The sequence below is a fragment of the Pseudomonas sp. NFACC56-3 genome (assembly GCF_900100025.1).
Taxonomy (GTDB): Bacteria; Pseudomonadota; Gammaproteobacteria; order Pseudomonadales; family Pseudomonadaceae; genus Aquipseudomonas; species Aquipseudomonas fluorescens_AA.
The window spans coordinates 97,837-119,721 of sequence record NZ_FMTK01000001.1; the positions used below are offsets into that span (position 1 = coordinate 97,837).

8 protein-coding genes are annotated in these 21,885 nt (G+C 62.3%); 7 read left to right on the top strand and 1 reads right to left on the bottom strand.

All coding sequences use genetic code 11. The features are described 5' to 3' along the window. Positions 1 to 50: 50 nt before the first annotated feature. A complete protein-coding gene (locus BLO80_RS00450) occupies positions 51 to 2,264 on the bottom strand; it encodes a TonB-dependent siderophore receptor (RefSeq protein ID WP_092326028.1) in 2,214 nt (737 codons plus the stop codon). A gap of 290 nt (positions 2,265 to 2,554) precedes the next feature. Here BLO80_RS00450 and BLO80_RS00455 point away from each other — a divergent pair, with 290 nt between their 5' ends. The 7 genes from BLO80_RS00455 to BLO80_RS00485 all read left to right on the top strand — a co-directional run bounded on the left by BLO80_RS00455 (position 2,555) and on the right by BLO80_RS00485 (position 21,877). Further along, positions 2,555 to 3,358: an ABC transporter ATP-binding protein gene (locus BLO80_RS00455; protein WP_092326030.1), complete on the top strand. Its 804-nt coding sequence runs from the start codon at positions 2,555 to 2,557 to the stop codon at positions 3,356 to 3,358. Next, positions 3,355 to 4,338, top strand: a complete 984-nt coding sequence (locus BLO80_RS00460) for a FecCD family ABC transporter permease (RefSeq protein ID WP_092326032.1) — start codon at positions 3,355 to 3,357, stop codon at positions 4,336 to 4,338. Before BLO80_RS00455 ends, BLO80_RS00460 begins: the two co-directional genes overlap by 4 nt. Beyond that, the gene (locus tag BLO80_RS00465) at positions 4,335 to 5,384 is read left to right on the top strand and encodes a FecCD family ABC transporter permease (RefSeq protein ID WP_092326034.1); all 1,050 of its coding nucleotides are present in this window, start codon (positions 4,335 to 4,337) and stop codon (positions 5,382 to 5,384) included. Before BLO80_RS00460 ends, BLO80_RS00465 begins: the two co-directional genes overlap by 4 nt. A 40-nt stretch (positions 5,385 to 5,424) precedes the next feature. Then, the gene (locus BLO80_RS00470; RefSeq protein WP_256573409.1) at positions 5,425 to 6,375 is read left to right on the top strand and encodes an ABC transporter substrate-binding protein; all 951 of its coding nucleotides are present in this window, start codon (positions 5,425 to 5,427) and stop codon (positions 6,373 to 6,375) included. A 155-nt stretch (positions 6,376 to 6,530) separates the two neighbouring features. Continuing rightward, positions 6,531 to 7,484: a TauD/TfdA family dioxygenase gene (locus BLO80_RS00475; RefSeq protein WP_371914561.1), complete on the top strand. Its 954-nt coding sequence runs from the start codon at positions 6,531 to 6,533 to the stop codon at positions 7,482 to 7,484. A 70-nt stretch (positions 7,485 to 7,554) separates the two neighbouring features. Beyond that, positions 7,555 to 12,372 carry a non-ribosomal peptide synthetase gene (locus tag BLO80_RS00480; RefSeq protein WP_092326039.1) on the top strand — a complete coding sequence of 1,606 codons (4,818 nt, stop codon included), beginning with the start codon at positions 7,555 to 7,557 and terminating at the stop codon, positions 12,370 to 12,372. Between the two features lie 43 nt (positions 12,373 to 12,415). After that, positions 12,416 to 21,877 (top strand): non-ribosomal peptide synthetase, encoded by a 9,462-nt coding sequence (locus BLO80_RS00485; RefSeq protein WP_092326041.1) that lies wholly within the window; start codon positions 12,416 to 12,418, stop codon positions 21,875 to 21,877. Positions 21,878 to 21,885 lie beyond the last annotated feature (8 nt).

A 21,885-nucleotide genomic window follows, 5' to 3' on the forward strand; every position in this document is an offset into this window, starting at 1 on the left:
CTTTTTTCATTCTGCGATTTCAGTGCATTGATCCAATGCTGGACGAATCCTTACCACCTGAAATTAACGGAGGTCACCAACTCGCGCTCGTCACCGTAGCGGCAGATGGCAAATTCACAGTAGGTGTACTTTTTATTCGTCACGTTGTTTGCGTTGAGGGCCACGTCCCAGTTCTTGTCGATCTGGTAGCTGGCCATGGCATCGAACAGGGTATAGGCCGGCATCTGCGAATCGATACCCGAGGCCTGGGTCGTTCCCTGATAGCGAGCACCACCACCGACCTTCAACTGCGGCAAGCCGAGCAGGGCGAAGTTGTAGTCGGCCCATAGGGCGGCTTGATGGTAGGGCGTGTCTTCGCTGCGCTGGCCTACTTCGCTCTGGATCGCACTTTTGGTAATGCGTGCATCGGTGTAGGCGTAAGTCGCAATGACAGTCAGTTGAGGCGTGACGTCCGTCTTGGCTTCCAGTTCCAGGCCGCGGGAGCGTTGTTCGCCAATTTGTGAGGCATTGCCGCCGAGGTCAAACTTCAATACGTTTTCTTGGGTCAGTTCATAAACCGCCGCACTCAACAGCGTGTTGCTGCCTGGGGGTTGGTAGCGAATGCCGATTTCGTACTGCTTGCCTTCGGTGGGGTCGAAGGTCTGGCCAGGTGCTTCGGACACCGCGACGGGAAAGAATGATTCGCTGTAGCTGATGTACGGCGCCAGGCCGTTATCCGCCTGGTACACAAGGCCCGCACGCCAGGTGGTGGCTTCGTTGTCCTGGTTGAGCTTCTGGCCCGTGGCAAAACCCCTTTGATCCTGGTCGGCCCAGTCATGTCGGCCACCGAGCAACAGCAACCAGTGGTCGTCGAACTTGATCTGGTCTTGCAGGTAGATGCCTGTCTGCAGGGTGTCGATCTGCGAACCGCGATCACGACTTGGATCTTTGTTCACAACCACCGGCTGCCCGTAGTTGTAGTCACCGATATTGATAGAGGACGTGTTGGCCCGGAAGTTATGCGAATCGTACGAGGCATCGTACGTATCGGCGCCCACCAGGAAAGTGTTCTCCACCCCCCCGATGTTCCAACGCGTTTCGATATTGGTGTCGCTGGCCAGGGCCCTGGAGCGTTCACGCCGATCGCTGTATTGCCGGCGCAGGATACCGGTAGTGGCGGCGGCATTGATGGCCGCGGCGCTGGTCTGGGCCTGCAGGTATTTCCATTTCACATCCGCTTCGTAATAACGCAGTTTGTTGCTGATGCGGGTGTGTTCGTCGAAACGGTGTTCGAACTCGTAGCCGATGGCGGACATCTCGCCATTCATATCGTCGTAGTCAGGCTCGCCGATGAAATCGTGGCGACCGATGGTGAACGGCCCGTTGCCGACACCCTTGACGAGTTGGTAGGGCAGAGGGGCGGAGAAGCGGGTGTCACTTTTTTGATAGAAAGACAGCAAGGTCAGCGACGTATCCTCGTCGGGGCGCCAGGTCAGGGCCGGGGCGATGTAGGTCTTGTCGTCGTTGATGTGGTCCTGTTGGGTGTCACTGTCACGCTGGAGCAGGGTCAGGCGATAGCTGAGGGTCTCGCTGTCGCCCAGGGGGCCGCTGAAGTCCGCGGTCAGTTGCTTGCGATCGTGATTGCCATATTGCAGGCCCAACTCGTGCAACGGTGTCTCGGTCGGGCGCTTGCTGACGCCGTTGACGAAGCCACCCGGTGAAAGCTGCCCGTACAGGACCGAGGCCGCGCCGCGAATCACTTCCACGCGCTCCATGCCGTAGGGTTCCTGGACGCCGTCGTAGGAGTTGTTTTGCAGGCGCAGGCCGTCGCGCAGCGAGCCGCCGGTGGCCGATTCCACGTCGAAACCACGAATGCGGAACCGGTCGGACGTGCGGTTGAAGCTGCTTGGCTGGCTGGTGAAACCCGGTGTGTAGCTCAGGGCGTCAGCCATGGTGTCCGATTTGCGATCGCGCATTTCATCGGCGGTCACCACGGACAACGACTGTGGGGTTTCAGTAATGGCCGCGTTGGTTTTGGTGGCACTGGTATTGCGCAAGGCGACTTTGCCGGCGAGTGGGCCTGTCGGGTTTTCAACGGCGGCGGCATTGATATTGATTTCGCCCAGTTGAACCGCTGTGCCCTTTTCGGGGTTCTCATCCTGTGCGGCAATCGCCTGCGCTGAAAAAATGCTCCCCAAAGCCAGCGCGAGGGTGCTCAAGTGAAAGGCTGGATGACGTGCGCCGTAACGTTTTTCGCTGCCAACTGTTGTTTTTTTTCCGAGCATCGAGGAAGTCCTTGAGTTTACAGTGTGCTCTTGGGGAGCTGTATGCCCTGATTCTGTTCTACCAGGCAGACCTTCAGGGTAGGTGTCTACTGGCCACATGTTAGCTGTAAATGATAAGGGTTTGCATTAGTATTGTCAGGCTTGTAGGCAATTATTTTAGTTTCGACATATCCTGTCGCCCACTTAATGGCCCCCTGGCTGAGGTCCTGTCGTGTCACAGGACGAAAAATGCCACGGGGCATCCTCGATAACCCATTCGGTCAGGCCTTTTTGGGCATGGAGGGACAATCATGCTGAAAGCCACCGATGTGCGGCTGAGCTATGGCGAACAGCAGATTCTCAATGGTGTCAGCCTGGATATTCCTGAAGGTTGTTTCACCGCGTTGATCGGGGCCAATGGCTGCGGCAAGACCACGTTATTGAACGTGCTGGCACACATGCTGCGACCGAGCGCTGGCAGCGTGCAGCTGTCGGGAAAACCCTTGGGGCAACATTCGCGTCGAGCGCTGGCACAACAAATGGCGTTGTTACCCCAGCGCACCACATCGCCTGCCGGCATGAGTGTGCGAGAGCTGGTGATGCAGGGCCGCTTTCCCTGGCAGAGCTGGTGGCGCCAATGGTCGGAGCAGGATCAACAGGCCATTGACCGCGCCATTGACCTGGCGGGTATCGGTCCTTTGCTGGATCGTTCGTTGGCCACCTTGTCGGGTGGACAGTTGCAGCGCTGCTGGATCGCCATGACCCTGGCCCAGGATACCCCGGTGATCCTACTGGATGAGCCAACGACGTTTCTGGACATTGCCCATCAGATCACGCTGCTTGAATTGCTGGTGGATCTGCGTGACCAAGGCAAAACCATCGTGGCGGTCCTTCACGATCTGAACCAGGCCGCGCGTTACGCCGACCATCTGGTGATGATGCGCGAAGGGCGTTTGCTCGCCCAGGGTGCGCCGGCCGCAGTCTTCACGCGGGAAAATCTCAAGGCAGTGTTCGATCTGGATGCGCACATCATCACCGACCCTTATTCCGGTGATCCGTTGTGCGTGCCCCAGACGAATCGAAGCCAGCCGCTGGCCGTACGGGAGGCGATGTGAATCACGGTTTGCGCTTGCCGGTCTGGTTGGGTTTGTTGGTGGCGATTGCCCTGACGGCGCTGCTTCATCTGGCCGTCGGCGCAAAGGACATACCCTGGCAGGAGGCTTGGCAGGCCTTGGTCGCCTATGCGCCAGGCAATCCCGACCAGAGTGTCATTCGTGGCAGCCGCTTGCCACGCCTGCTGGTCGCGATGCTGGTGGGCGCCAGCCTGGGGCTCGCCGGGGTGATCATGCAGGCGGTGGGCGATAACCCGCTGGCCGATCCGGGCATTCTCGGTATCAACAGCGGTGCGGCATTGTTCGTCGTGTTCGGCTTGCTGGTAGTGCCGGGCAACGATATGTCGATGATTCCCTTGTTCGCGTTCGCGGGCGCATTGGTGGCTTCCATCGGTGTCCTGATGTTGGCGGGGCGGGGGCACAACCCGATTCGACTGACATTGTCCGGGGCGATGATCGCGGCGCTGTTCAGTGCGATCACCTCGATCCTGCTGCTGCTCGATCAGCAGGGGCTCGACAGTCTGCGTCGCTGGCTGACCGGCTCCATCGGCGTGACCGGGGGGGCGATGCAGGCCTGGGTCTGGCCCTACGTCCTGCTGGGCATGTGCCTGTGCCTGGTGAATGTCCGCGCTTTGAATGCCCATCGCCTGGGGCCTCAGGCGGCGGCCGGCATGGGTGTCAACCTGTTGAAGATGCGTGTGCTCGGCCTGGCCTCGGTGGTGCTGTTGTCCGGGGGCGCAGTGGCCTTGGCCGGGCCCATTGGGTTCGTCGGCCTGGTGGTGCCGCATGCGGCGCGGTTATTGTTTGGCGATGACTACCGCCGCCTGTTATTGGCCGCCCCTTTGCTGGGGGCGTTGCTGCTGATTCTGGCGGATATCGCGGCAAGGACCGTGGTGCGCCCATTCGAGCTCAACACCGGCATCGTGACCGCTCTGATCGGCGGCCCCATTTTTGTCGTGCTGGTCTTGAGGAAGGTCCGATGATGCGAGCTGGATTGACCTTGCCCCGGACCTATCCGTTGCTGCCCTGGGTGGCTCGACCAATCGACTTGATCTCGGTGCTGGCGCTGATGGCTGCCGTTATTGCATTAGCCTCGTATGCACTGACCGTCGGCAGTTATTCATTGGACGTTGCCCAGGCATGGCAAGCGTTGCTGGCACCTGAGCAGGTCAGTTCGACGACGCGCAATCTGCTCTGGGAGCTGCGGTTGCCCCGTGTCTTGCTGGCGATCCTGGCTGGCGCCGCCATGTCCCTGGCCGGTCTGTTGATGCAGTCGTTGACTCGTAACCCCCTGGCAGCGCCGGGCCTGGTGGGCGTGGAGTCGGGTGCGAGTGTCACCATGTTGCTGATCATCGTGCTCTGGCCGACGCTGCTTCCCCTGGAGTTCTACCCATTGGCGGCGCTCGCCGGCGGGTTGGCGGTGGCTTTCTTCGTCGCGCTGCTGTCCTGGCGCCAGGGTATCTCGCCGTTGCGCCTGATCCTGGTGGGCGTGGGGCTTACCGCCATGCTCAGCGCGGTGGCCGATCTGCTGATCACGTACGGCAACATCGATCAGGTAGAGTCGGCCCTGATGTGGCTTGGCGGCAGTCTGCACCGGGCCGGCTGGGCCCAGGTCCACAGCCTGGGCGTTTGGCTGGTGCTGGCGGGAGGGCCGTTGCTGTTTTGTCATCGCCAGTTGAACCTGTTGCAGTTGGGCGAAAAAGTCGCCCTCAGCCGTGGTCTGAATGTCACAGGGGTCATGATTTCCTTGCTGCTGTGCAGTGTCATGTTGACGGCGGCCGCGGTGGCCAATGTGGGCACCATGACCTTTGTCGGGCTGGTGGCGCCGCACCTGGCGCGACAGATGGCCGGTGACCGTCACGGCGCGTTGATCCCCTTGTCGGCCTTGGTGGGCGCACTGTTGGTGCTGGCCGGCGACACCCTGGGGAGGGGGCTTTTCCCGCCTTTGCAGTTGCCTGCGGGGCTGGTTGTCGCAATCATCGGCGCGCCTTATCTGATTGTTTTGTTGGCGCGTCAGCGCAGTCGCTGAAAACACGGCGACGTTCATTGAATTGTCTGGAGGTAAACGCGTGCGGGAACGGGTGAAGGTTTTTTTTCGAGGTGTGGCCGGCATGCTGTGCGTGCCGTTGGCATTGCTGGCTGCACAGGCCAGCGCCGCTGAAACCAAAATATTCGAGAACAGTTTTGGTCGAGTCGAGGTTCCCGTAGCCCCGCACTGCATCGTGTCTTTGCATGACTTCAGTCTGACGACCCAATTGCTCGAGCTGGGGGTCAAGCCTTGTGGTTCGACGGGGAGAAAGAAGCTGTTCTCGGATGTGCTGTTTCGCGGAACGCAGGAGCGATTCAATGTGTCGGGTATCCAGTACATCGGCTCGCACCAATCGCCCGACCTGGAGGCTATCGCGGCCTTGAAGCCTGACTTGATCGTGGGGTTGTCGTATCACGCCGACATCAAGGAAAAGCTCAGCAAGATCGCCCCGGTCGTGCTGTTGCCTGCCCGGGAAAGCGACATCAAGACCTACGCCAAGGAGCTCGCCGAGCTGGTTGGCAAGCAGCAGCGCTATGAAGAGATGCTCAACGAGTATCAATGGGTCGTCAGTGAGTTCAAGAAGCGTGTGAAAGATCCTTCGCGCATTACCGTCACGACGTTGGAGGTCTACAGCGATGGCTTTCAGCTGATCGGTCGCGGCGGCATGGACGACGTCATCGCCGATTTTGGCCTGGGGCGTGTCGCCGCGTACCGCGAGGCGCGGCAGAACGTGCCTTACAGCCTGGAACGAATCGGCGACTTCGACAGTGATTTCATTATCGATACCTATGAAGAACTGCTCGACTCGGAGGCCAGCACAGCGGCGTTTCGCCAGTCTCCCCAGTGGCAGAATCTGTTTGCAGTGAAGAACCGCCAGTTCCTGTACCTCAACCGCAGCCGCTATGCCGATACGATGCAAGGTCTGCTGGGTTCTGCCTATTTGCTGATGTCCCATATCGCTGAGCGGGAGAGCGTGCTGCAAGGCAAATGAACGAATCATTTGCGATACAAACGACATTAATGACAATGATTCTCTATTGCGGTTGTTAGTCGTTTGTATTAGTTTGTGCTCTCGAAAAATACGCTGATTGGAATGGCGGGAGGGCTTTTATGGAAAGCGGTTTGGTGCGTGCACAGGTTCAATCCATGGATGATGCACCGGGTAACGAGCAGAACCTGCCGTTCATATTCCAGGCTCCGATTGTCGGCGATGCCTGGCAAGCCAGCCGAGCGCAGATCCTGCAGGCAGTGGAATCAGAGTTACCTCGTGCCGGTGGTATCTTGTTCCGTGGTTTTGCGTTCAAGGGTGAAGCGGACTTCGAGGCGTTTGCCCGCAGCTTCGGTCATGAGCTGCTGACCTACGACTATGCCTCCACCCCGCGCACCAAGCTCAACAACCGGGTATACACCTCCACCGAGTACCCGGCCCATCAGGTTATCCCGCTGCACAACGAGCAGTCCTATTCGCTGAATTGGCCGATGAAGATCTGGTTTCATTGCGTGCAAGCCTCGCCGGTCGGCGGTGAAACACCCATTGCCGATAGCCGCCTTGTTTACCGACAAATCGACCCCGCTATCCGTCAGCGCTTTGCCGAGAAGCGCCTGATGTATGTGCGCAATTATGGCAATGGCCTGGACTTGCCCTGGCAACAGGCTTTCAGCACCGAGGACCGTTCGCAGGTCGAGCGCTTCTGCCGCGCCAGCAACATCGAATTCCGGTGGACGGACGATGGTGAGCTTTCCACTCGCCAGGTCTGCCAGGCCGTGGCCCAGCACCCGGTGACCGGGGATTGGGTATGGTTCAATCAAGCGCATCTGTTCCATATCTCCAATCTTGCAGCGCCGGTACGCGAGACCTTGATCTCCATCGTCGGGGAGCAGGGCGTGCCGCGTAACGTGTTTTATGGCGACGGCTCGCCGATTGAACTGGAAGCGCTGGAGCACATCCGCGAAGTGCTCCAGCGCTGTCAGGTGACCTTTCCCTGGCAGGCGGGTGATGTGTTGATGCTCGACAACATGCTGGTCGCTCACGGTCGGTCCACCTTCCAGGGGACGCGCAAGGTCGTGGTCGCCATGGCGGAGCCTGCCTCGGCAAGCTGATCGCCCCCGCCTTTCAAAAAGCCGCCGCAATGGGCGGCCTGTTTCGAACAAGCACAATGAAGGACATCAAATGCTCGATCGCCTGATGCATCGCTGCTGGTTGCGTGGAGTTCGCCTATCGATAGCCGAAGGTGGCGTAATCGTTACCCACGGATCGCCAGGCGCGCTGGATGAGGAACTCAGTGCCCAGCTCCACGCACGCAACGCCGAAGTGCTGCAATGGCTGCAACGGCACCCCGACTATTTCGACGCCCGGCCACTGACGGATAACGAACAGGCCCTCTGGTTTCTTCAGCGCCTGGAGCCTGACAGCTGCGCCTACAACATTGCCTATGCCGGACGGATCAAGCCACGCTTGGCTCCCCAAGACCTGCCCGAGCGCCTGCAAGATGCCTGGACGACGGTGCAAAGGCGCTATCCGTTGTTGTGCACGCCCTACGCCGAGCGTAACGGTGAATTGCTGCAGTGGGGGCATCGCGAGCATGTCCAGCCGTTGCAGTGTGTGGCATTGCAAGACGCGGATGCGCAGACGTTGCAGCAACGTATCACTGAGTCGGCCGATCGTCCCTTCAGGTTGGAAGACGGCGACGTCAGCCGGGTCGTCCTGTTGAGCAACGCACGTGACGGCCATGTCGAGCACACCGTGCTGCTGGTGATCCATCACATCGCGGCGGATCTGGCCACGTTCTACATCGTGCTCAATGAGCTGTTCGCGCTGATCCACGATCAGCCGTTGCCCGCCGTGAATCCCGACGCCTATCGCGACTACTGCAGTGACTTGCATATTCGTAGCGAAGCGGCCGAGCCGGTAGAACTGGCGTGGTGGCAGGCACAGTTGGCCGAAGCCCCGGCCCTGGAGCTACCCACGGATTTCCCCTATGGCAGCACCCAGGCATTCAAGGGTGGGGAGTTGTCGGTCCGCTTCGACCCGTCCACGACGGCACGGTTTCGCGCCGTCGCCCGGGAATGGGGGGTGACGCCGTATGTGCTGTGGTTCTCGCTGTTCCAGCAATTTCTTGGGGTACTCTCGGGCCAGGACGATTTTGTCCTGGGAACGCCCAGTGGTTGGCGCTTGCGGCGCGAACACGTCAACCTGCCGGGGTACCTGGTCAACCCGCTGCCCATCCGCTGCCGTCTGCGTCGGGATCTGTCCAGCGGCGAGTGGGCAAGGCAGGTAGACGCCACCGTCAAGCAGGCCCTGCAACACCGCCATTATCCGTTCTCGCGCCTGGTCAAGCAGTTGGACCTACCGCGGCAAGCGGGCAGGGCGCCGCTGTTCCAGCACATGTTCACGCTGAACAAGGAACGCATTGCGCCGTTCGAGCAATACGTCGACCGCTTGCTCTCGGAGCAGCGAGGCGCGGCCCACGAATTGAACATGGTGATCATCGACGAAGAAGAAGGATTTCTTTGCCGGTGGCGTTACAGCAAGGCGTTGTATCGCCATGAAACGATCGAACGCTATCGGGACCAGTTCGTCGCCCTGGCCCTCGCGGCGATTGAGCAGCCCCAGGTGCCGTTTGCCGAACTCGATTGGTTGGCGCCCGAGCAGCAGTCCTTCCTGAAAGGGGAGGATGTGCCGGTTGCCGTGAGCAACGCCTGGCAGGCATTCACTCAACAGTGTGGGCTCAAGCCCCAGTCGATTGCCCTTCAGGATGAGCAGGGTACGCTCAGCTATGCCGAACTGGGACGTGCAGCGGTCGCCCGTGGCGAACGTTTGCAGGAGAGCTCGAGCCTTGCCGGCGAGCGCATCGCCTTGTGCCTGCCGCGCAGTCGTGAGCTGGTGATGCACATGCTCGCCACGTGGCAGTGTGGCGCGACCTACCTGGCGCTGGATCCGCAGTGGCCGTCGTCACGTTTGCAGGACATCTGTCAGGACGCCATGCCCAAGGTGTGGATCAGTGAGGGCGAGCGTCCCGAATGGCTGCCCGAGCAGGTCCGGTGGTTGGCGTTGCCGCCTGCTCCCTTGTTCAGCGAATCACCTTTGCGCGCGCCCCTGGGGGCCGATCTTGCGGCTTACGTGGTGTACACCTCAGGCTCCAGTGGCCGGCCCAAGGGCGTGAAAGTCAGCCAGGGCAACCTGATTCATTACGTGACCGGTTGCCTTGAGCGTCTGGACCTGCCGGCCGATGCGAGCCTGGCCAGCCTGGCCAGTTGTGCGACGGACCTGGGGCATACCGCCCTGTTTGGCGCACTGCTGAGCGGCCGCTGTCTGCGCCTGCTGGCCGAGGACTTGGCCTTCGATGCCGAAGAACTGGCTGCCGTACTGGCGCGCCAACCCGTTGATCTGCTGAAAATCGTGCCGTCGCACTTCAACGCCTTGTTGATCGCCAAGGACCCGCAGCGGTTGTTGCCACGGCGATGCCTAGTCGTCGGTGGCGAAGCCCTGAGTCACGACCTGGTGACACGCTTGCGCGCATTGAAAGCCGATTTGCGCATCGTCAACCACTATGGCCCCAGCGAAACCACTGTCGGGGTGTTGACCCATGAGGTCGATGCCAGTGGCGCAGCACCGTTGGGACGGCCACTGGCCAATGTCCAGGTCAGCGTGCGCGGCCCTGACGGTGCCCTGTTGCCAATAGGCGTCAGCGGCGAACTCTACATCCAGGGGGCGACGGTGGCGCTGGGTTATCTCAGTGCCAGCGACGCCGACCACGCACGCTTTGGTGAGCACGGTTATCGCAGTGGTGACCGGGTACGGCTCAATCACCAGGGACAGATGGAGTTTCTCGGTCGCCTCGATGAGCAGGTCAAGATCAGGGGCTACCGGGTGGAACCCGCCGAGGTCGCGGCACAATTGCGCGCCATGCCGCAGGTCAACGACGTCAGGGTGCTGAACTGCCCCACACCGTTGTCGGGCAATCGGCTGGTCGCCTTCCTGGTTGCGTCGCCGGCCGCGCTGGCCGATATCCAGGCCGCCTTGCAACTGCAATTGCCGGATTACATGCAACCGGCGCAATGGCATTGTCTCGACGCCTTTGCCTTGTTGCCCAACGGCAAGGTCGATCGTCAGGCGTTGTTGCGCCTGGCTGAGCAAGCGACGGCGCCATCCCATGGGGCAGGGCAGTCGAACGAACAGCCCTTGAGCAACGTGGAAGCCGCATTGCTGGACATCTGGCGAACGATGCTTGGCAACCCCGAGGTGGGGCCCGATGACAACTTCTTCGCCTTGGGCGGCGATTCCATTCTCGGCCTGCAAATCATCGCCCTGGCGCGTCAGCAACAGATTCTGATGACGCCCAAGCAACTGTTCGCCGAGCAAAATGTGCGGGCCTTGGCCCGTGTGGTGCAGACCCCACAGCGCAGCGTCGAACGGCGCCTGCTCGACATCGCCCGGGAGATTCTCAATAACCCGGACCTGCGAGTCGATGACAATTTCTTCGCGGTCGGCGGTGACTCGATTCTGAGTCTGCAGATCATCGCCCGGGCCAAACAGCAGGGCCTGCAGCTCAAGCCCAAACAGATCTTCGAATCTCCCACCGTGCGGGGTTGGGCCGAGCAGGCGGTGGACCTTGGCGCGGCGAATGAGCGGCCCGCCAGCGACGCGCCCGAGCCCACCTCGGCGTTTGCCTTGACGCCCATCCAGGATTGGTTTTTTGCCCAACGACAGAACCTGGCCGAACACTGGAACCAGTCATTGTTACTGGCCCTGGACGAGCCACTGGATCAGGAACGGTTTACCCAGGCCCTGGCCGTGTTGCTGGAGCGTCATGCCAGCCTGCGCCTGACCTTTGAAGCGTCCTCGCAAGGTTGGCAGCAACGCTATCAAGGCTTTTCCCAGGATCAGGTCAACGCGCTGTTCCGGGTGGAGGAAGCCCCCTTGACCGAAACCCTGCTGCAACGTTCGCAGCAAGGCTGGAACCTGGCCCAGGCACCCTTGATCCGCTGGGTGTATTTCACCCAAAGCCGGGAGTTGCTCTGCACGGCCCATCACCTGTTGGTCGATGCGGTGTCCTGGCAGGTTCTGCTGCACGAGCTGGAAAGCCTGTATGTGCAACCGGACGCGGTGTTGCCCGCCGTCACGGCAGGTTTCCATGTGTGGAGCGAGGCTTTGCAGCGCCACCGTGGTGAACCTGAGGTGCTGGCCCAGGTGGATTACTGGCGCGACCAATTGGCCGCTGAGGGCAGCGTGCCTGAACAGGTCAGTGTGTACGGTGAGAGCCGGACGCTGGAGGCGCAACTGTCGGTCGAGCAGACCCAGTTGTTGTTGGGCGATTGCCACGTGGCCTACGGCACTCAAGTCCAGGACCTGTTGGTGGCAGCCCTGGCCGGGACCATTGGACAGTGGCAGGGACGCGAACGCGTCACCCTGGAACTGGAAAGCCACGGTCGCAGCGGCTGGGAGCAAGGTCCCGATCTGTCCCGTTCGATCGGTTGGCACACCAGCCGCTATCCGTTGGCCATCGACACCTCATGGGACCCTGAGCACTCGATCATCGCGGCCAAGGAGGCCCTGCGCCGCCTACCTGAACAAGGCCTGGGTTATGGACTGCTGCGCCTCGACCCGGCCAACGGCCTGGGAGCGGCCTCGCTGTTGACCTTCAACTACCTGGGGCGCGTTGACCAGTGGCTCGAAGCCTCCAGCCTGTGGCGATTGGCCCGGCCGATCTGCCCAGGCATGCGCGCTGACAGCACCCGCCGCACGCACCTGCTGGATGTCACCGCGCTGGTGAACGAAGGGCGGCTGCACATCGAATGGCGCTATGACCCGCAGATCCACGAGCCCGCGTTGGTCGGCGAATTGGCCCGGCAGTTCCAGCAGCGCATCGCTGCCTTGCTGGAGCACTGCCTGGCGCCCACGGTGGGTCGCGCCACGGCTTCGGACTTCGCTGACTCCGGCTTGTCCGACGATGAATTCCTGGGGCTGCTCGAACAACTCGAGCAGTGATTAACCCTGCGTCCCCATACATACAGGTTCGGATACCGTCAGCATGAACGACAAGGTCAAAGCACTTTCGCGCAACATCGAAGCGATTTATCCGCTGGCTCCCATGCAGCAGGGACTGCTGTTCCACAGCCTGCTGCACCCGGGCAAGGGTATGTACCTGTTGCAATACCGTCATGTCATGGTCATGCCGAACCTCGATCTGGCGGCTTTCCGTCAGGCCTGGGCGCAGGTGGTGGAGCGCCATGAGTTGCTGCGCACCTCCTTTGTCTGGAAGCAGCAGAAGCGCCCGATGCAGGTCGTGCACAAACAGGTCGAACTGCCGATTACCTATGAAGACTGGTCGCATCTAGGCGAAGGCGAGCAACAGGAACGCCTGGAGGCCTTGCTCAGTGAAGAACGGGCCCAGGGACTGGATTTCACCAAGGCGCCCCTGATGCGGGTCAGGCTGTACAAGCTGGCGCCCGACACTTACCAGTTCGTGCGCAGCTATCACCACATCCTGATGGACGCCTGGTGCTTCTCGATCATCATGATGGACTTCCTCAACGGCTACCGGGCCGCCCAGGAAGGTCGCCGCCTGAACCTGCCGGTGCCGCGCCCGTACCGCGATTTCATTCGCTGGCTGGAAACCCAGAAGCCGGAGGACCATCAGGCGTTCTGGCAACAGCGCCTGGCGGGGTTCGACACCCCCAACGAGTTTGGCTTCGGTCATGTCGGCCGGATCCAGGGGGCTGCGGAGCCCGTTGAAGACTGTGTCGAACATCTGGAGCTTGAGCAGACCCGGGCACTGCAAAACGCGGCAGCCCAACACGGCATCACCTTGAACACCCTGGTGCAGGGGGCCTGGGCCTTGCTGCTGGCGCGTTACAGCGGCGATCGCGACCTGGTGTTCGGTATTACGGTGGCCGGTCGGCCGGTTCACCTGCAAGGCATGGAAAACATCGTCGGTCTGTTCATCAACAGCCTGCCGCTGCGCTGGACCTGGCGCCCGGATGACGCGCTGGCCCCATGGCTGAAGGCCTTGCAGACCGAGAACCTGAGCCTGCGCGAACACGAAAGTGTGTCCCTGGCCGACATCCAGCGCTGGAGCGAAGTGCAGCGCCAGGACCTGTTCCAGAGTTTGTTCGTGTTCGAGAACGCGCCCATTGCCGCCGACTTGCGTCAAGGGCAACTGGACTACCTGATCAGCGACATGGCCAACCGCACCCACACCAACTATCCCATCACGGTGGTGATCGTTCCGGGTGAACGCCTGCATTTGCAATTGACCTACCAGACCGACTGGTTCCTGCGCGAAGAAATCGAGCAGATGTTGCGCCACTTCCGCACGTTGCTGTTGAACATCGGCGCCGCCCTGCACAGCAATCCAGAGACACCGTTGCACCACTTGGCGATGCTCGACGAGCGTGAAATCGCGCACCAGCATCAGGTCTGGGCCGGTGGCGGCCTGGCCGCCGACGAACAGCTGCTGCAACCCTTGTACATCGAGCGATTGCAGCAACAGGTTCGCCAGACGCCCGAGCGCATCGCCATGGTGCACGGCGAGAACAGCCTGACCTTCGATCAGTTGAACCGCGCCGCCAACCGTCTGGCCCGGCATCTGCGCGCCCAAGGTGTCAACGCCGACGACTTGATCGCGGTGTTCGACGAGCGTGGCCTGGACCTGGTCGTGATGATCGTCGCCACCCTCAAGGCCGGTGCCGGTTGGCTACCCCTTGACCCGCGCAACCCGCCTCAGCGGCTGGCCCAGGTCCTGCGCCAGAGCCGAACGCCGTTGCTGGTGCACAGTGCGGGGCAGGGTGAGCTGGCGATGGAGGCGGTGGACCTGCTCGAACAGCGTCCCAAGTCCGTACGCTATGATCCTGCGGTATTGAGCCGTTATAGCGATGAAGACCTGAACCTCCCGGTTCACGACCGTTCGTTGGCCTATTGCATCTTCACCTCTGGTTCCACCGGCACCCCCAAGGGGGCCATGGTGGCGCACGCCGGCATGCTCAACAACATCCTCGGCAAACTGCCGGGGCTGGGGCTCGATGCGACCGATGTCATTGCCCAGACCGCGCCGCAATGCTTCGACATTTCCGTCTGGCAGACCCTTGCCGGTCTGGTGCTGGGGGCACGCACCGTGATTCTCGGCGATTGCATCGTGCAGGATCCCGATGCGCTGGCGTCGGCCATTGAACGGCACGGCATCAGTATCCTCGAAGCCGTGCCATCGTTGATGCAGAGCCTGCTCGACGCAGGGCTCGAGCGTTCGCGCCTGCGCTGGGTGCTGACCACCGGCGAGGCGTTGCCACCGGCCTTGGCGCGTCGCTGGTTCGACCGCTATCCCGCCATCCCGTTGATGAACGCCTACGGGCCAGCGGAATGCTCCGATGATGTCGCCTTCCATCCATTGCTCGAACGGTTGCCGGAACAGCGCATCAACGTGCCCATCGGTCGCGCCACGCTGAACAACCGCTTGTACCTGCTCGATGCCGACCTGCAACCCATACCGGCCGGCGCGGTGGGGGAGATTTTCGTTGCCGGCGTCGGCGTCGGCCGCGGCTACATGGCAGACCCGGCGCGCACGGCGGCGGTGTTCCTGCCGGACCCGATCGCCAACGATGGTTCCCGTCTCTATCGCACGGGAGACCTGGCGCGCTTCCTGCCCAATGGCGACCTTGAATACGTGGGCCGGACCGACCATCAGGTCAAGATCCGTGGACACCGCATCGAACTGGACGAAATCGAAGCCTGCCTGAGCCGTTACCCCGGCGTCCGGGAAGCGGTGGTCGTCGCCCGTGATGATCAGCAACGTTCCAAGGTGCTGGTGGCCTATGTGGTGGGGGATTCACAAGCGAGCATCGAGGCCTTGCGCGAGCATGTCCTGGGCAACCTTCCGCCCTACATGACGCCGGGGGCATTTGTGTTCCTGGAGCGCTTTCCCCTCAATGGCAACGGCAAGATCGATCGCAAATCCTTGCCCGCACCGGATTTCGCCGCCCAGAGCCAGGCCCGCTACGTTGCGCCGAGCAGCGAGTTGCAAGGCCAGATGGTCGAGGCGTGGCAAAGCGTGCTGGGGCTCGGCCAGGTCGGGGTCGAAGACAACTTTTTCGAGCTGGGCGGTCACTCGCTGCTGGCCACGCAACTGATTGGCCTGATCGGCAAGCTCACGGGCAAGGATGTGCCGCTGCGCGTGGTGTTCGAGCGCCCGACCATCGCCGCCATGGCCGATTGGCTGGAAAACCAGGCCGGCACCGTGAAGGCAGCGCCAACGCTGTTACCGCGTCCTGAGACGCTGCCGCTGTCGTTTGCCCAGCAACGGCTTTGGTTCCTGCAACAACTGGATCCCCACAGCCCCGCCTATAACCTGGCGGGCGCCGTTCGCTTGACCGGCCAGTTGCACATCGCCGACCTGCAGGCCGCGTTGCAGGCTGTGGTCGATCAGCATGAAGTGTTGCGCACCGGTTTCATCAACGAAGCTCAAGGGCCGAGCCAGGTGATCCTGGCCCGCACCGAGCTCGATTTGCCGTTGATCGACGTGCAGAGCGAAGAGGCACTGCACGATTTGCTGCGGCAGGATGCAATGACACCGTTCGTGCTGGAAACGGCTCCGTTGCTGCGCGCCAGACTCTATCGCCTGGCACCGGATGCTTTTGTCCTGTCGTTGAACTGCCATCACATCGTGGCCGATGGCTGGTCGTTGCAGTTGATCATCGATGCGGTGTGCAAGCAGTACCGCGACCTGCGGCAAGGGCTGTCGCCCGCGCTGCCGGCCCCGTCGATGCAGTACGCCGACTACGCGCTCTGGCAACACCAATGGATGAACAGCAAGGCGTGCGAGCAGGAACTGGCCTTCTGGCGCGAGCAGTTGGCTGGCGAGTTGCCGGTGCTGGAGCTGGCGGCCGACTTTCCTCGTCCTGCCCAGGCGAGCCAGGCCGGTGGGCGTGTTGAACGGCGCCTGCCCGACGCCCTGGCGGCACGCTTGCGCGCCTTCAGCTCCCGCCATGGCTGGAGCAACTTCATCCCGATGCTGGCCGCGTTCCAGCTGCTGTTGCGTAGCCGCGGCGGCGCAGACGACATTCTGGTCGGCGTTCCCGTGGCCAACCGGCACCATGGGGTGTTGCAGCCCCTGGTCGGTTGTTTCGTCAACACGCTGGTGTATCGCAAGAAGCTGTCGGGTGAACGCAGCCTGCTGCAACTGATGAGCGAACTGCAAGCGTTGTCCGTGTCGGTTCAATCCCATCAGGATTTGCCGTTCGACTACTTGATCGAGCAGCTCGGTGTGGTTCGGCAGGTGAGCTACAACCCGCTGTTCCAGGCCATGTTCAACTACTTCCCGGGCAATGCCCTGGAGCGTTTCGAACTGACCGATGTGATCGCCGAGCCGTTGGACAACCGTCCGGACAGCGCCTTGTGCGACCTGCATCTGGACGTGCGTGACAGCGAGCACGGCATCAGCCTGAGCCTTCAATACAGCAGCGACCTGTTCCGCGAACAGACCGCCCAAGCGATGGCCGAGCAGTATCTGGCCTTGCTCGATGCGCTGCTGGAGCAGCCGGGGCGAGCCTTGGGTGAGCTGGCGTGGCAATCGACCGAAACCTCCCCGGCCCGCATCGAGGGCCCTGGCGTCACGGGCCATCAGGATATTCTCCAGGCCTTTGCACTTCAGGTAGCCCGTCAACCCGAAGCGCTGGCCGTGCTGGCTGGTGATGAGCGCCTGAGCTACGCCCAGCTGGACCGGGCTGCCGAGCAACTGGCGGCAACCTTGCAGGCCCATGGCGTTGGCATCGAGGATCGAGTGGCCCTCAGTCTGCCCCGTGATGCCCGCTTGCCCATGGCGATGCTGGCGATTCTCAAGGCCGGTGCCGCCTACGTGCCATTGGCCGAAGACACGCCGCCGGAACGTGGCCGTTACATCCTTGAAGCGGCGCGACCCAAGTTGTGCCTGGGAACTGCCGCGAGCCTGGCGGTGTTGGCGCAGTGGAACAGCGGCGTGGCGTTGCTGGACATCGATGTCGCGAGCGCGACCGATCGCTACAAGGCGCCGGTATCGACGGCGGACCAGCTCGCTTACGTGTTGTATACCTCCGGTTCCACCGGGCAGCCCAAGGGTGTGGCGATCAGCCGTGGCAACCTGATGAACCTGATGCTCGCGGTGGAGCAGGCCCTGCCAATGACGGCCCGGGACCGGGTCCTGGCCTTGACCACCGCGACCTTCGATATTGCCATTGTCGAATTGCTGCTGCCGTTGGCACAGGGCGCCAGCATCCTGATGGCCGATCGCGAGCAGGCGCGTGATCCGCAAGCGATCGATCAACTGCTGATGGCCGGGCAGCCGACGGTCATGCAGGCCACGCCAGCGACCTGGCGGATGCTGGTGGCGCATACCTCGCGCAGTTGGCAAGGCGTGCGGGCCGTTTCCGGCGGAGAGGCCTTGCCGTGCGCACTGGCCGAAGCCATGGAGGGGCGGGGCGCCAGGGTCATCAACGGTTACGGGCCGACAGAAGCGACGGTCTACAGCACCTTTGAAGTGCGCAGCGGCGATGAGGGGGGCGTGGAGGTGCCGATCGGGCGTCCGGTGGCAAATACCGCCGCGTATGTCCTCGATGCCGATTTGCAGCCGGTGGCCGCTGGGGTGCCCGGTGAACTGTACCTGGCCGGGGCCAACCTCGGTCGGGGTTACTTCGCCGCGCCACGACTGACCGCGGCGGCTTTCCTGCCGGATCCGTTCGTACCCGGTGCGCGTATGTACCGCACCGGTGACCGGGTCCGCCGCAACAGCCATGGCAGTCTGGACTACCTGGGACGTCTGGACTTCCAGGTCAAGCTGCGCGGTTTCCGGATTGAACTGGGTGAAATCGAAGCGCTGCTGGCCCGTATTCCCGGGGTCCGCGAAGCGGCGGTCGTGCTGCTGGGCAGCGGTGAAACAGCGAGCCTGGTGGGTTACTACGCCGGCGATGCGCTGGATGAAACAGTGCTGCGCAAGGCACTCGGCGCGCAATTGCCGGACTACATGTTGCCGAGCCAGTTCGTTCGCCTGGACACCCTGCCGCTAAGCCCGAGCGGTAAGGTAGACCGCAAGGCATTGCCGGCGCCGCAACAACGCGACGGCCAGCGCGGCACGTTGTCGAGCGAATGGGAGCGGGAGGTGGCCAGACTCTGGGAGGAGCTGCTGGGATGCACCGACATCGGTGCGCACGACAACTTCTTCGCCCTGGGCGGTCATTCGTTGCTGGCGGCGCGTCTGGTGGCACGGATTGCCGAGCAGCATGGCCGGCGCCTGCCCTTGCGCACGCTGTTCGAGCAGCCTGTCCTGCGCGATTTTGCGGCGCAGGTGGCGGCCAAGGACGTTGAAGCCGAGGGCATCCTGCGTCCTTTCCAGGAGCCCCTGGCACCGCTGCATTTCACTCAGCAGCGTTTGTGGTTCCTCGATCGTCTGCAGGGGGATACCCAGGCTTATCACTTGTCTCTCGCCTTGCGTCTGGAAGGTCACCTGCAACCGGCGTTGCTGGAGCAGGCGCTGACCCAACTGAGCATCCGCCAGCACAGTTTGCGGACGGTGTTCAGCGACACGGCCGATGGGGCGCGGCAGTCTGTCGAAGCGCACTCGACCGTGCCGTTGAGCTTCGAGGCGCTGGAAACAGACGAACATTCGCCCGTCTTCGCGCTGAAACTGAGCCAGGAAGCACAACGTCCCTTTGACCTGACGGCGCCACCGTTGTGGCGGGTTCGTGTGTATCAGGGCCAGAACCTGAGCGTGCTGCAGGTCACCTTGCACCACATCATTGCCGATGCCCGTTCGCTGGAAGTTTTCTTCGACGAGCTGCAGCTGATTTACCAGGCCCTGCTGGAAGAGCGCAGCCCTTGCCTGCCGTCACTGCCGCTGCAGTTCTCGGACATCGCAGCCAGTTGGCAAAGCCCGGCCGGGCAGGCGCGTATCGAAGCGCAGCTTGAATACTGGCGGCAGACCCTGGAAGGGGAGCCGCCGGTGCTGAACCTGCCGACTGACAAGCCACGGCCCGCCGAGCAAGGTTACAACGGCCAGCGTTTGCGCTTCAGCCTGCCGGCACCGTTGGTCAGGCGTCTGCGCGAGACTGCGCAACACCATGGGCTGACCGCGTTCGCGCCGTTGCTGGCCGCTTGGAAAATCCTCCTGGCCAGGCACTCGGGCCAGCGTGAAATCTGGATCGGCCTGCCAGTCGCCCATCGCCACCAGGCCCACACCGATCACCTGATCGGCTACTTCGCGACCACCCAAGTGTTGCGCAGCCACATCGATGCCCAGCAGCCGGTCGAACAGTTCTGGCAGCAGCTGCAAGCCACTCACCTGGCTGCCCAGCAGCATGCGGACGTGCCGTTCGAACGCTTGGTGGAAGCGTTGAACGTGCGCCGCGACCTCAGCCACACCCCGCTGTTCCAGGCGTTGTTCAACCTGATCCAGCGCGATACCGCGAAGGGCGAGGACCGTTTCGCCGGCTTGTCGGCGCAGCGGCTGGCTGTGGAAAGCGACAGCGCCCTGGTGGATATCGGCCTGCACATCGAGCAATACGGTGATGACTGGCAATGCGTGCTCGAATACAACACCGACCTGTTCCTGGCCCGGACGGCCCAACGCTATGCAGACGAATACCTGCACCTGCTCGAAGGCATGCTGGAAAATGCCCAGGCGCGCCTCTGGGACATCGACCTGGCCAATACCGATCATGCCCTGGCCCTGCGCCCCTGGAACCAGACGACCGAGACCTTGCTCCGCGAAGCGGACCTGATTGCCCGTTTCGAACGTCAAGTGGCGCTGACGCCCCAGGCGTTGGCGCTCGACTGTCAGGATCAGCAATTGAGCTATGCCCAGCTCAACGCCCTCACTAATCGCCTGGCCCATTGGTTGCGCACGCGCGGCGTCGGCACGGATGACCTGGTTGCGGTGTGCCTGACGCGCGGCCCATGGTTGCTGCCAACCCTGCTGGCCATTCACAAAGCCGGTGCGGCATACCTGCCGCTGGATCCACAGCACCCGGCGGACCGCCTGCGCTTCATCATCGAGCATGCACGTCCGGCCCTGGTGCTCAGCGAAAGCCTGTGTGGCGATGTGTTGGGCAGCGTCGACACTATCTGGCTCGATCAGTTGTCGCTGGAGGCGTGCAGTCCTGACAACCCGGTGCAGGCGGTCCACCCCGCGCAACGCGCCTATGTGATCTACACCTCGGGCTCGACCGGCACCCCGAAAGGCGTGCAGGTCACACGGGAGAACCTGAGCAACCTGTTGGCCGGTCTCGATCGGCAATTACCCCTTGGCACCGCGGATGTCTGGCTGGCCAGCACCACCTACGCGTTCGATATGTGCAAGCCGGAGCTGTTCCTGCCGCTGGTCAATGGCGCGGCCATACTGTTGGCTCGTCGCGAGCAGGTCGTCGATGGTTACCAACTGTTTGCCTTGCTGCGCCGCGCGACCGTGTTCCAGGCGACTCCCGCCGGCTGGCAGATCCTGTTGGAAACGGCCCAGGCCGACTGGCCGCCGGTGCGCGGGCTGATCGGTGGTGAGGCGGTTCCCGCTGAGCTGGTGACCGAGCTGCGCAGTCGGGGCGTGGTGTTGATCAACGCCTATGGCCCGACCGAAACCACCGTCTGGTCGACCACCCAGGCGCTGCAAGAGGTGCCGTCCGGTGTGGCCGACATTGGCTCGCCACTGCTCAATACCCGCTGCTATGTGCTTGATGAAAGGCTGCGTCCGGTTCCGCTGGGCACCACCGGCGAACTGTATATCGCCGGCGCCGGGGTGACCCGTGGTTATCAGCATGCCGCCGCGACCACGGCAGCGGTCTACCTGCCCGACCCCTATGCCAGCGAGCCTGGCAGCCGCATGTATCGCACTGGCGACCTGGTACGCCGGCGCGATGACGGTCGACTGGCCTATGTCGGTCGCAGCGATTTCCAGGTCAAGGTGCGCGGGTTCCGCATCGAGCCCGGCGAGATCGAATCGTTGTTGCGTCGTTACCCGGGTGTGGAGGAGGCGGTGGTGATGATCGAGCCGCGCAGCCAAAGCCTGTTCGCCTGGCTGCAAGCACCGAGCGCCGTTGACCAGGCAGAACTGCGTCGGTACCTGGAAGGCCTGTTGCCAGGCTATATGATTCCGGCGGGTTTCATCACGCAGCAGCGCCTGGCCCTCAATGCCAACGGCAAGATCGACCGCAAGGCTTTGCCAGCGCCGCAGCCAGTCACGGTACAGGGGGTGGCGCCGCGCACCGAGCTGGAGCAGCAACTGGCCGAAATCTGGCAGGACCTGCTCGAATTGCCGCAAGTGGGGGTGTTCAACAGCTTCTTCGAACTGGGCGGGCATTCGTTGTTGGCGATGCGCTTGATGACCCAGGTCGAGAGTCGTTTCGGGATCAGGATCGAGCTGCGCAGCCTGTTCCACAACCCGACGATTGCCGGTCTCGCCGAGCAGATCGAGAAACCCCAAGGGCCCACGACCGACCAGGCCCTGGACGAAATGCAGCGCCTGTTATCAGAGATGGAAGAGTAAGGATGAGT